This is a genomic window from Corynebacterium propinquum DSM 44285 (assembly GCF_000375525.1).
In the GTDB taxonomy this organism is placed as follows: Bacteria; Actinomycetota; Actinomycetes; order Mycobacteriales; family Mycobacteriaceae; genus Corynebacterium; species Corynebacterium propinquum.
The window spans coordinates 249,598-261,794 of sequence record NZ_AQXC01000002.1; the positions used below are offsets into that span (position 1 = coordinate 249,598).

Genomic DNA, 12,197 nt, shown 5'->3' on the forward strand with positions numbered 1-12,197 from the left:
TTAATGATTCTATGCTGCACTGTCTTCCTTTTTGGAGGAAGCGGCCGTCGCTAAGTTGTAGCCAGATAGTGCCGCGAGTGCCACGACTATCCCCCAGATCGGAGAATCAGCAATTAAAGGCAGCGACGAACTTGGGAGCTGTACAATCACAAAGAATTATTGAGTACAGAGAGAATGTTTACGAATGTTCGAAACGTTCCGGGGTATGAGAACACTGGATTGGGAAACCTGTTAGCTCCTTCCACAACTAGTATTTGATATATGAGCATTGAAAACTGGGTATCAGTCTTGTCAGCCGGTATTGCATTAGCTTCCTTCGTGTTGGCCTCGTGGAATGCAATGCAATCTCGCAAATCAGAGGAGAAATCTGCCCAACAAGCTAAAGAAGCCACACTAGCAGCCAAAGCGGCTGCGAAATATCAGAGCGAAATTGCCAAAGCATTGAGTAAGCTCGAACCCAAGAATGGAGCTCCCTGGGAAATCAAACTAGATAAAGGTAAAAGTTACATTCTAACCAATATATCGGGAAAAATACTTCAAAACGTTCATATCGAGATTGGAGATTTATCTAGAATCAACGGAGGTGATCGACGTTTAAAGGTTGGCCCTGGTGAGCAGATCAGCTTTATCTACGGTGCGATTTTCGGTTCGAACAATCCTTACCAGTTGCATATTTCGTATGAAGCGCAGGATGAGGAAGGGCGTCAAGAATGGACGGGGGTGACTCCCCGACCGGAAAATTTTAAATAACGAGTGCTTCGGCAGTTAAGATCAATCGCCCGTAACCGTGTATTCCGAGAGCGTTGAGGTGCAGCGGGATGTTTCCCGGTGCTGGAGGTGCAACGTCAAAAAGGTTGCGCCACCAACGTTGCGGCGAACACATATCGTGGCCTGCAGAGGCAGGCCACGCGTCGATAAAGGTGGCCCCATTGTGCTCAGCTACCTCACGCAGGTTGTGCTGCAAATGCTCTTCCGTAGCGGCAATGAGGGGAGTAGTGATAGGCAGCTGGTCAGAAGAATGCAGCCCACTGTTCGCACACGTTGTGCCATCGCTTGTGACACGGGGATATCCAACCACCACAATCTTGGCATTCGGTGCGTGCTCGTGGATAACGTCGATGGCGTTCTGCAAGCCACTACGGACCGCGTGATCAACCGCCTGCGTATCGAGTCCGTAACGGTAGGTATCGTTAGCCCCCGCAACAATAACGACGTTTCTCGTGCTCCGGGTGAGATCGCCCTGTTCTGCAGCTGTGCGGAGAGTATCGTCAATACGAAGCTCACGACTAGCTAACGAAGCACCAGAACATTGATACTGATCCACTCGAGCGGCGCCGGACGCCTGACGAATCTCGTCGGCAATGGCGCCGTCGGTAACGCAACCGACACCGGTGGCCATGATGTCTTTGCTACTACTGGACGTATCAGTGGCGCTACCTGACGAAAGCGGCATGTTATTGCGCACAACATCGAAAGGTACGGGGTTGGCGACCAAACTGTCACCGGCCAATACGGTATTTCCCGGAGGTGCCGTGTGAGCTACAGCAGCACCAGCAGTAAGAGATGCAGCAGCGGCCGTGATGGCAGTCAGTAGAACGAGCCTAGTGCGTATAAGTGTCCTAGCGGAATGAAAATGGTTTTGCGTTACACCTTAGTCGAACTTGTCGAACTTCCATTCTCGCAGAACTAGAATGCCAGGGAAGAATACAGCGAAAGGTAACACCCCAATGCTTAATCCCTACCGCGTAAACCTGGATTGGCTCTGGGGTACACCACCCGGGAACGACGGCACCCCAGCTACCGTGCGCGCAGTCGTTACCGGGGAAGAGGCCTGTGCCCTGGCCGCAGCCTGGTTAGAGAGCCTGTCCGCCGACGAAGACGGCAACCGCGGCGAAGGCGGATGGGGAGCACAGCTAGTACACGCCGAGGAATATTCGCGCCGGGCCATACTGGCGATCACCTCTGCCGGAGAAGACGTCGCTGACGGCATCGTAGACGGTACCGATAACCTGTACTGCTTCCTCGCCGAACAGGTGCGCGGTGTGGCAGAATCCGATCTCAACGTGGAATGGCAGGAGCTTGACCGTCGGCAAGCGTAACGGGGCAGCAGGCCACGGTGGGTGTAGCGCTTGGGCTCGAGCATGGTAGCTCTAGCGCTGTGGCTGTAGTGTGCTGCCGGTGGCGGCTAAAGTGTAGGGCATGAAACGCCTCTTGCTCATCGACGGACACTCCATGGCCTTCCGTGCTTTTTACGCACTCCCGGCAGAAAATTTCTCCACCGGCGGCGGCCAGCACACCAACGCGGTCTACGGATTCCTCACCATGCTTACCGGCATCGTCGGCGATGAAAAACCCGACCACATCGCAGTGGCCTTCGACGTCGGGCGCAAGACCTTCCGCACCGAAAAATTCCCGGATTACAAAGCCCAGCGCGCAGCCACGCCAGAAGAATTTAAAGGCCAAGTCGAGCTCATCCGCGAAGTCATTGAAGCACTCGGCATCACCACGCTCTCAGTCGAAAACTACGAGGCCGACGACATCCTCGCCACCCTGGCCACCGCGGCCGGGGCACAGTCCGGTGAATACGAAACCTTGATCGTCACCGGCGACCGCGACTACCTCCAACTGGTCAACGACACCACTACCGTGCTGTACCCCATGCGCGGGGTATCCAAGCTGCACCGCTTCACCCCGGATGCCGTAGAAGAAAAATACGGCTTGAGCCCGCAGCAATACCCGGACTTCGCCGCGCTACGTGGCGACCCATCCGATAACCTGCCCAACATCCCCGGCGTCGGCGAAAAAACCGCACAAAAATGGATCAAACAATACGGCAGCCTCGACGAGCTGATCGCACACGCCGACGACATCAAAGGCAAAGCCGGCAACAGCTTCCGCGAACGCATCGAACAAGTGCGCCTCAACCGTGAACTCACGCAAATGATCACCGATATGCAGCTTTCGCACAGCCCGGATGATCTTTCCTTTGCCGACGTCGACGCCAACCAAGTGGCCGCCCATTTCGACGACCTCGAATTCGGCCCCAACCTGCGCGACCGCGTACTCGGCGTATTTGGCGCTGAAGCCGAGATAGACGACACCCCCGAATTACCCGCCATCACACACGACGAAGCCACACTCACCGACTGGCTCGCGGAGCACACCGAAGGCGTCGCCATGTTCGTCGACGGCAACGGCGCGCCGGGCCAGGGTGATGCTACGGCGATCGCGCTCGTCGACACGAACCGGCAAGGCATCACGGTGGTGCTGGAAGATCTTTCCGCCGACGAAGACAAAGCCCTGGCAGAATGGCTTGCCGACGACAGCGCCAGCAAATATTTGCACGAGGCCAAAGCAGCCTTCCACATGCTGGCAGGCCGTGGCTACCAGCTGCGCGGCATTAGCCACGACACCGCGATCGCCGCATATCTGCTGCGCCCAGGCCAGCGCGGTTATGATCTGGCCGATGTATACCAGCGCCACCTACAGAAGACCTTGCCGGGCGGGGAGGGGGAAACCCAGCAGTTGTTGGAAAAAGCCGGGGCGATCCTCGAGCTGGCGGAGCTTTTGACCACCGAGCTGCTGAAGATCGAAAGTTTCGAGCTGTACCGCGATCTCGAGCTGCCGCTAGTGCAGATCCTCGGAACTATGGAAGCCACCGGCATTGCCGTCGACCGTGAGGTGTTGGACGAGCAAGCCGAGACCTTCGCCGAGATGGTGCGCGAAGAACAAGACGCCGCCCGTGAGCTGGCCGGTGATGAGAACCTGAACTTGAATTCGCCCAAACAGCTGCAAACCGTGCTGTTTGAGACCTTGGATTTGCCGAAGACGAAGAAAACCAAAACTGGTTATTCCACCGCCGCCGGTGAGATCGAGGCTTTGGCGGCGAAGCACCCGCACCCATTTTTGGACCGGCTGCTGGCACACCGCGAATACCAGAAAATGAAGACTACCCTGGAAGGCTTGTCCAAAACCGTGCAAGGCGATGGGCGCATTCACACCAGCTTCCACCAAACGGTGGCCTCGACCGGCCGGTTGAGTTCGTCAGACCCGAACTTGCAGAATATCCCGGTGCGTACCGAGGCTGGGCGGAAAATTCGCTCAGCATTCCAGGTCAGTGAAGGTTTTGAAACGCTGCTGAGTGCGGACTACTCGCAGATCGAAATGCGCGTGATGGCGCACTTATCCGGCGATCCGGGGCTGATTCAGGCCTACCAAGAAGGCGAAGACCTGCACAATTACGTTGGTTCGCGCGTGTTCGACGTGCCGGTGGAAGAAGTCACCCCGGAACTGCGCCGCCGCGTTAAGGCGATGTCCTACGGCCTGGTGTACGGCTTGTCTGCTTACGGTTTATCGCAGCAGCTGAATATTCCACCGGGGGAGGCAAAAAAGATCATGGAAAATTACTTCGCCCGCTTCGGTGGGGTGAAGCAGTATCTGGATGAGGTCGTCGACAAGGCCCGGCACGATGGGTTTACCTCGACGGTGTTTGGCAGGCGCCGCTATTTGCCGGAGCTGAACTCGGATAACCGCGTGGCCCGGGAAAACGCGGAACGCGCAGCGTTGAATGCGCCGATTCAGGGCACGGCGGCCGACATCATTAAGGTAGCGATGATTCGTGTCGACGACGCGCTGCGGGAAGCGAAGTTGCGGTCCCGGGTGCTGTTGCAGGTGCACGACGAGCTGGTCGTGGAAATCGCAGAAGGCGAGTTGGAGCAGGTGCGCCAGCTGGTCGAACACGAAATGGATCAGGCGATCACGCTGACTGTCCCGCTGGAGGTCTCCACCGGTTCCGGCACGAACTGGCAAGCTGCCGAGCATTAAGGTTTAAGTGAGGAACTCGAAGACGCGGTAGCCGTCGTCGTCTAGCGGAGCGGAGCCGTTCTTGCCGACGGTCGGTGCTGGCAGCCCCGCGCGGCCGAAAAGGTAATACAGCTCTTCGACGCTGCGCAGCTGGTCGCCGTAGAGCGCGAAGGTAATAAGTGCGCGCTCGGCACTAGAGCGCGCGGCGGCAGAACGTGACGCAGCAGACTGTGCGGAGCCACCGGTTTCACCAGTGGAATCCGGCAAGCGGCACTGGCAAGCAAGACGCAGCGAATCCGCCCCTGCTTGTTGGCGCGTGCGGTAGAGATTGCGCAGATACTCAATTGCTGCGCCATCGTCGCGTCGGGCTAGTTCCGCGGTTACCGGGATGACCGCGTTATTAGCGGTCTCTGAGTCTGTGGCGTCTGCCACTGTGCCTGGTTCGCCAGCTGTTGTGTTCAGTGCCGCGGTTGTTATTGAGGTGCCTAAACCAGGGGATTTCTGGGCCGCATCCGCAACTCCCGGGTGATAGCCGTCGACAAGCGCGGCACGCAAATGCACCAGGGCCGCCAGAACTGCGTGATTGCGCTGATTATCAGCAGACAGCCGCTCGATGGTGGTGTCGTCGGCAAGAATGCGGCCAGAATCCGTCAACTGCCACTGTGCAGACGCGACAGGCAGCACCATGCCCAGGGTTTCCAGGTACAGCAGCAGCTTTTCTAGCCCTGCCGGTTGGGTATTGGTGGCTGCGGCAAGCTCGTGCACCTCGCGCGGTGCAGTGGCCAAAGCAGTGCCCAGTCCCACGGTCACGGCCGTGCGGATAGCAAACGCAGCAGTGAGATCGCTCAGGGCAGCAAATTCCGCATGAGCGTTGAGGTGTGATGCAGAATCTTCAGAATGTTCAGAATCTGCGTACGGCTGTGGTTTCGCTTGCGTTGACTCGAAAGCCTTCGTTGCGGTGGTGCGCGTGCTCGGGTTGGCCAGCGTTTCCGGTTCCCGGCGTGGCGCCGTGGAACGGTGCTTCATGCGGGATTTCCAATAACCAGAAAAATGCATCTGGTGCTTGCGCAGGCCCTTGGTATCGTGCAACCAGCGGCGGATCGGTTTCAAACTCGCAGATTCACCAGCGACCCAGGCGAAAACTTCACCATCCCACCATTCGGTGGCGGAGATAGCGTCGTAAAGCGTGTCCCCTTCGCTGTGGAATAACCAGGTGATCTCCACGCCATCCGGGCAGGGGAATTGCTGGCGGTGCGAATGTTCATCGACCACAATGAAAAACTTGCCGCGTTGTCCGGCGGGCCATTCTTCCAGCCAGCGGCTCAGCGCGGGCAGGGCGGTGGCATCACCGGCGGCCAAGATCCAGTCGACGCCCTGCGGCTGGGACGAGGTCGATTTCGGCCCCGCTATTTGCACAGTATCGCCAGGTTGGGTTTGAGCAGCCCACGAGGTGGCAGGCCCGGTGCCGTGCAGAACAAAATCTACGTCCAGCTCGCCGTGCTGGCTATCGAAGCGCCGTACGGTGTAGGTCCGGCGTGGCGAAGACGAGGATTTTGCAGGCCAAGCTAGTTTGCCTTCACGCTGTGTTGGGCCTACCGGTTTTTCGCCGGGAGCCTGCGGCAGGATGAGCTTGATGGAATCGTCGAAATTATCCGAACGAAATTCCGGGACCGCGCAGCCGTTATCAGCCACATGGGCGGCGAGTTGCGGGCCGCCCAGGGTCACACGGCGCATGCCGTCGGTGACATCCTGGACGCGCAGGACCTGCAGAAATCGGGTGCTCGCTGGGTATGGGGTGCGTGTTCGGGACATAATCCCATTTTAGCCGCATGATTCGAGCTGGCTGCGTCGTTGTGCACCCCGCACCCTAGGTGCCTAGCCTTGCTGCAGACCAGACCCCAGTTTGATGGACAGGCCCGGAACCGAATTGATCAGCTCCTTGGTGTAATCCTGCTGTGGATCGTCGAATAGCGTCTCTGTCGGGCCGCGTTCGACAATCTGCCCGTTTTTCATCACCACGACGTTATCGGCAGTCTGGCGCACCACCGCCAGGTCGTGCGTAATGAACAGATACGACAAGCTCAAGTTCTGCTGTAGATCATTCAGCAGCTCGATGACCTGGTTTTGCACAAGCACGTCGAGGGCGGAGACGGCTTCGTCGAGGACGATAACTTCCGGTTCCAGCGCCAAGGTGCGGGCAATTGCGATGCGCTGCCGCTGACCACCAGACAGCTCGTTCGGGTAGCGACGCATGGCAGAAGCTGGCATGGCAACCATGTCCAACAACTCGGCGACGCGCTTTTCACGCGACTTCCGGTTGCCAACCTTGTGCAGCACCAGTGGTTCCTCGATGGACTTGTATACCGAATACATCGGGTCCAACGAGCCATACGGGTTTTGGAACACGACTTGCAGTTTGCGCCGCAAGCGGAAAATTTCTTTCGCCGACATCTTCTGCACGTTTTCGCCCTGATACAGAATTTCGCCCGAGGTTGGTTCCAGCAGGTTCAGCACCATATTTGCCACAGTGGATTTACCAGAACCGGATTCGCCGACGACAGCTAGCGTCTCACCCTTGTTCAAGCTGAACGAGACGTTGTTGACCGCCTTGAACATCTCTCCGCGTTTACCACGTACCGGAAATTCCTTGGTCAGATCCCGAACCCGGATAATCTCCTGCGAGGCAGCTTTGTCGTGCGCTGCCGTGTCATCTTGTGCGGCAGTTCCATCAGCCTGCTTGCCGATGCCTACCTGTGCTGTGGTGTGCGTGCGCTGCGAAGCCATCAGCGGTGCGGCGTTGACCAATCGCTGGGTGTACGGGTGGTGCGGGTCTTCCAAGATTTCCCGGGAAGGTCCTGACTCTACGATGCGTCCGCGGTGCATCACGATCAGGTGTTCGGCGCGCTCTGCAGCCAACCCCAGGTCGTGGGTAACAAAAAGCAGGGCAGTGCCGTGCTGGTCAGTCAGCGTTTTCAGGTGATCCAGGATCTTTTTCTGCACGGTCACGTCCAACGCGGAGGTCGGCTCGTCGGCAATGAGCAAACGCGGGTTCGCTGCCAGTCCGATACCGATCAGTGCACGTTGCCGCATACCACCGGAAAACTCGTGGGGGTACTGGTTCGCCCGCGCTTCTGGATCCGGCAAACCGGCTTCTGCCAGCAACTCGTTAACGCGTTCTTTCACCTCGGAGTTGGCGACGACGTTGTTTGCCTTGAGGGATTCTGCGACTTGCGTGCCGATCTTCCACACCGGGTTCAGGTTGGACATGGGGTCTTGCGGGACCAAGCCGATTTCTGAACCGCGGATTTTCTGGATCTGCTTTTCGCTCATGTCGTTGATGGTCTGGCCGTCGAAGATGATTGACCCGCCAGTGACAGATCCGTTTTCGGGCAACAAACCAAGAATTGACATCGCGGTGGTGGATTTACCCGATCCAGATTCGCCAACGATCGCGACAGATTCACCCGGATAAATATCGAAGCTGACGCCGCGGACTGCTTCGACGACACCGGTAGACGACTGGAAGGAGATCTTCACGTCGTCCATGCGCAGCAAAGGCTGTAGTGAGGCTGCAGTCGAGGTAGCTTCGCTGGTTTTTGCGTCGCTGGAGTGTTTCTCGGAAGAACTCATCGTTTCCTCGCTTTCGGGTCCAGGGCGTCGCGGACGACATCGCCCATGAGGATGAAGCTCAGCACGGTAATTACCAGTGCTCCGGCCGGGTAGAACAGAATTTCAGGTCGGGTACGCAATGAGCTTTGTGCCGAAGAAATATCGCCACCCCAGCTCACGACCTCTGGCGGTAACCCGATACCCAGGAAGGACAAAGTCGCTTCGGCAACGATGAACACACCAAGTGCGACGGTGCCGTAGACGATAATTGGAGCCGCGGCGTTGGGCAGGATGTGTTTGGTCAGCATGGTCCAGCGTGACGCACCCAGCGAGCGGGAAGCGGTAACGAAGTCTTCGTTTTTTACGCTCATGACACTGCCGCGGGCAATACGGGCGATATTTGTCCAGCCGAATAATGACAGCACCAGGACCACGGACCAGAGTGAGCGTGATTCGCGGAACATCTGCATGACGACGATGGCTGCCAGCAGCAGCGGTACGGCGAAAAACACGTCGGTAAAGCGAGAGAGCACCGCATCGATCCAGCCGCCGAAAAAGCCGGCGGTTGCGCCAATAACGGTCCCGATAATCATGACCATCGCGGTTGCAAGAATGCCCACGGCCACCGAGGCGCGTGCCCCGTATACCGTGCGTGCGTAGATATCGCAGCCTTGGCGGTCAAAACCGAACGGGTGGCCAGAGGTTGGTTCGCCGAGCGAGTTGGATAACTGGCAAAAACGTGGGTCCGTTGAAGTAAACAATTGCGGGAATAGCGCCAGGGCAATGGTGAAAAGGATCAGGATTGCAGAGACCCAAAATAATGGCCGCTTGCGCAGGCTAACCCATGCTTCGCCCCATTGGGAGCGCGGTGGGCGGTCGTCGTTCACGGCGTCGACTGCGCCCAGGCCCTGCTCATCGGTGTCGGCGACGTAGCGTTCCAGGCGCGGGCGTTGGAAATAGTTTTTATTTGTCATAGCGAATCCTTGGATCGAGCACGGCGTACATCAAATCGACCAGCAAGTTGGCGATGATGTAGACGATGACCAGCACGGTGGTGATGGATACGACGGTGGCGGGTTCACCACGGATAATCGCCTGGTACAGAGTTCCACCAATACCGTTAATGCCGAAGATTCCCTCGGTAATGATTGCACCGCCCATCAGAATGCCGAGGTCGGCGCCGATAAAGGTAACCACGGGAATCATGGAGTTCCGTAGCACGTGGCGGGTCATTACTGAGCCGCCCGACATGCCTTTGGCACGAGCGGTGCGGACGTAATCTGCCCGGAGATTTTCCGATACTGATTGCCGGGTTAAGCGGATGACATAGGCCAGCGATACTGCACCCAGCACGATGGCGGGCATGAGTAGCTCGAGGAAGGTTTCATTACGACCGACCGTGACGGGTAACAAGCCCCACTTCACACCGACGAAAAATTGCATCACGAAACCGATCACGAAGGATGGGATTGCAATTACCAGCAGAGACAGCACCAAAACGGTGGAGTCGAAGATTCCGCCGCGGCGAATTCCGGCGATGAAACCGAATAGCACACCAAAAATGGTTTCGAACACGACAGCCATTACTGTCAGTTTGATCGTCACCGGAAAGGCGTTGGCCATAAGCGATGAGACTGACTGGCCAGAAAAAGTCGTGCCAAAATCAAGGGTGAAAATCCCTTTGAGGTAGAGCAGGTACTGCACGAGGAAGGGCTTATCCAGGTTGTATTCTTCCTGGATACGCTGACGGGCAATATCACTGAGACCGCGGTCGCCGCCGAGGGCTTCGACGGGATCACCTGGCATCAAGAACACGAGGGCAAAAATCAAGAATGTGGCTCCGAAAAAGACTGGAACCATTTGCAAGACTCGGCGCCCTATGTAATGCAACATAGGTTTTTCCTTAACTTATAACGGGCGAAATCCGGTCAGTCGCATTCGGACTGACCGGATTGACGTCGCCTTAGTGTAACCTATCTGAGTGTTTTGTAACACTCATTAGGGCTTCTTAAGACTTGGTGATGGCGTAGAAGACCGGGATTCGGTTCCATGCGAATTCCACGTTTTCGACAGCTTCGGAATATCCAGCTGCAGCGTTGGAGTACCACATTGGGATTGCTGGCAGGTCCTTAAAAAGGATCTTCTGTGCTTCCGAGTAGAGCTTGGTAGCTTCTTCGACGCTCTCTGCCTGCTGTGCTTCAGCCAATTTGGCATCGAATTCTTCACTGGAGTATTTACCGTCGTTTGAGCTACCACCGGTGGCAAAATTCGGTTCCAGGAAGTTACCCAAAGATGGGTAGTCGGCCTGCCAGCCGGAACGGAAAGCGGTATCGATGCTTCCGCTCGTAATGTCATCGCGCAGACCCTTGAAGTCAGGGTATGGGTTGCCGATCGCATCGATGTCGAGGTTATTCGACAACTGGTTGGTGAGGGCATCAACCCATGCTTGGTGGCCACCATCGGCGTTATAAGCGATTTCGAATGTGCCGTTGAACTCGCTGATATCGTCGGCCTGCTCCCAGAGTTCCTTCGCCTTTTCAGGATCGAATTCAAGCACCTCATTGCCCTCTAGGTCTTCTTCATAACCAGGGATAACTGGGGAGGTGAAGTCCTTGGCTGGGGTGACGGTGTCACGGAAAATCGTCTTGGAGATTTCTTCCCGGTCAAAAGCGAGGGAGATGGCTTGACGACGAAGTTTGCCTTCTTCACCCTCGAAGTGCTCCAGCTTGCTCGGGATGGTGAATGCCTGGAAAACTGCGGATGGCTGCGAGACTGCCCGATCGCCCAGCTCGTCTTCAAACTGGGACAATGCGGATTCCGGAATGGAGTCAATGACGTCGAGGTTTCCGGACAGCAGATCTGCATAGGCGGCATCCTGCTGGGTGTAGATGCGGAAGTCGACGCCGTCGTTTTGTGCTTTGCGGTCGCCTTCGTATTCCTCATTAGGAACGAGAAGGATGTTTTCGTTGTGGTTCCACTCAACAAGTTTGTATGGGCCATTAGCGATCGGTTTTTCGCCGTAGGCGTCGATGTCGTCAAATGCTGAAGGATGCAGTGGTTTGAACGGGCCGTAGCCGAGACGCTGCTCAAAGTCAGCGGTTGGTTCGGAAAGCTCAATGGTGAAGGTCTTGTCGTCTTCGACGGTCAGGCCTTCCATGGACTCTGCGCCTTCTGCATAACCTTTGATTAGTGTGAAGAAAGACTCCTGGAGTAAAGATTCCGAGACTGTGTAGTTCCAGGCATCGACGAAGTCATTTGCGGTAATCGGGGTGCCGTCTTCCCACTTGGCATCTTTCAGCTTGACGGTATAGGTGCGGTCGCCGTCGAAGTCGATGCTTTCAGCGAGGTCATTGTGTGATTCGCCCTCGGCATCGTAGTAGGTCAGTCCCGAATAAAGGAACTGAATTGCGGTTCCGCCACCAGCCTCGTTGGTGTTTCCTGGAACCAGCGGGTTTTGTGGCTCTGTGAGGTTGGCAAGCACGTAGTTGGTGCCGCCTTCAGCACTGCCGCCAGCACTGGAGCTTCCAGAATCGTCGCTGCAGGCGACCAGTGTCAATGAGAGCCCGGCAGCTGCCAGAACTCCGATGGACTTCGTCATCTTCATTACATTCTCCTGTGAGTGTCGAATTCAAAGCTCCACGCGATGACGTCAATCGGCGACTGAAATATCACTGCAAGTACATGTAAGTAGTTTTGCCTAGGTGAGATCGCGGGATTGCGCAAAGTATAGCAGTGACTGTACTCTCACTGAAATTTTCGTGTGTTTTGATTCACCAGTTATTTAG

General features: G+C 56.6%; 9 protein-coding genes. 3 read left to right on the plus strand and 6 right to left on the minus strand.

Going from position 1 to position 12,197, the window contains the following annotated elements; all coding sequences use genetic code 11:
* Nucleotides 1-261: 261 nt before the first annotated feature.
* A complete protein-coding gene (locus tag B142_RS0103210; protein WP_049148735.1) occupies nt 262-750 on the plus strand; it encodes a hypothetical protein in 489 nt (162 codons plus the stop codon).
* Here the strand turns inward: B142_RS0103210 and B142_RS11725 are convergent.
* Nucleotides 743-1,465 (minus strand): GDSL-type esterase/lipase family protein, encoded by a 723-nt coding sequence (locus tag B142_RS11725; protein ID WP_236658165.1) that lies wholly within the window; start codon nt 1,463-1,465, stop codon nt 743-745. The two genes, B142_RS0103210 and B142_RS11725, sit on opposite strands and share 8 nt — an antisense overlap.
* Nucleotides 1,466-1,727: 262 nt before the next feature.
* On the opposite strand from B142_RS11725, the gene B142_RS11730 reads away from it, so the two are divergent.
* Together B142_RS11730 and polA are read left to right on the plus strand one after the other, a co-directional pair.
* Entirely contained in the window at nt 1,728-2,099 is a 372-nt protein-coding gene (locus B142_RS11730) for a hypothetical protein (RefSeq protein WP_018120109.1), read from the plus strand.
* 100 nt (nt 2,100-2,199) lie between these two features.
* The gene (polA, locus tag B142_RS0103225; protein ID WP_018120110.1) at nt 2,200-4,824 is read left to right on the plus strand and encodes a DNA polymerase I; all 2,625 of its coding nucleotides are present in this window, start codon (nt 2,200-2,202) and stop codon (nt 4,822-4,824) included.
* Between the two features lie 3 nt (nt 4,825-4,827).
* On the opposite strand, the gene B142_RS11735 is transcribed toward polA, so the two are convergent.
* The 5 genes from B142_RS11735 to B142_RS0103250 all read right to left on the minus strand — a co-directional run bounded on the left by B142_RS11735 (nt 4,828) and on the right by B142_RS0103250 (nt 12,016).
* Nucleotides 4,828-6,615 carry a siderophore-interacting protein gene (locus B142_RS11735; RefSeq protein WP_018120111.1) on the minus strand — a complete coding sequence of 596 codons (1,788 nt, stop codon included), beginning with the start codon at nt 6,613-6,615 and terminating at the stop codon, nt 4,828-4,830.
* A 63-nt stretch (nt 6,616-6,678) separates the two neighbouring features.
* Entirely contained in the window at nt 6,679-8,349 is a 1,671-nt protein-coding gene (locus B142_RS0103235; protein WP_039733714.1) for a dipeptide ABC transporter ATP-binding protein, read from the minus strand.
* 80 nt (nt 8,350-8,429) lie between these two features.
* Nucleotides 8,430-9,386: an ABC transporter permease gene (locus tag B142_RS0103240; RefSeq protein WP_018120113.1), complete on the minus strand. Its 957-nt coding sequence runs from the start codon at nt 9,384-9,386 to the stop codon at nt 8,430-8,432.
* Nucleotides 9,376-10,305, minus strand: a complete 930-nt coding sequence (locus B142_RS0103245) for an ABC transporter permease (protein ID WP_018120114.1) — start codon at nt 10,303-10,305, stop codon at nt 9,376-9,378. The genes B142_RS0103240 and B142_RS0103245 overlap by 11 nt, the downstream gene beginning before the upstream one ends.
* A gap of 115 nt (nt 10,306-10,420) precedes the next feature.
* Nucleotides 10,421-12,016 carry a peptide ABC transporter substrate-binding protein gene (locus B142_RS0103250; protein WP_018120115.1) on the minus strand — a complete coding sequence of 532 codons (1,596 nt, stop codon included), beginning with the start codon at nt 12,014-12,016 and terminating at the stop codon, nt 10,421-10,423.
* Nucleotides 12,017-12,197 lie beyond the last annotated feature (181 nt).

What these genes read in the sequence shown, in the direction of transcription:
- B142_RS11735 (WP_018120111.1), bottom strand. Translation starts at nt 6,615, where the DNA reads ATGTCCCGAACACGCACCCCATACCCAGCGAGCACCCGATTTCTGCAG.
- B142_RS0103250 (WP_018120115.1), bottom strand. Translation starts at nt 12,016, where the DNA reads ATGAAGATGACGAAGTCCATCGGAGTTCTGGCAGCTGCCGGGCTCTCA.
- B142_RS0103240 (WP_018120113.1), bottom strand. Translation starts at nt 9,386, where the DNA reads ATGACAAATAAAAACTATTTCCAACGCCCGCGCCTGGAACGCTACGTC.
- B142_RS0103245 (WP_018120114.1), bottom strand. Translation starts at nt 10,305, where the DNA reads ATGTTGCATTACATAGGGCGCCGAGTCTTGCAAATGGTTCCAGTCTTT.
- B142_RS11730 (WP_018120109.1), top strand. Translation starts at nt 1,728, where the DNA reads ATGCTTAATCCCTACCGCGTAAACCTGGATTGGCTCTGGGGTACACCA.
- polA (WP_018120110.1), top strand. Translation starts at nt 2,200, where the DNA reads ATGAAACGCCTCTTGCTCATCGACGGACACTCCATGGCCTTCCGTGCT.
- B142_RS0103235 (WP_039733714.1), bottom strand. Translation starts at nt 8,349, where the DNA reads ATGGACGACGTGAAGATCTCCTTCCAGTCGTCTACCGGTGTCGTCGAA.
- B142_RS0103210 (WP_049148735.1), top strand. Translation starts at nt 262, where the DNA reads ATGAGCATTGAAAACTGGGTATCAGTCTTGTCAGCCGGTATTGCATTA.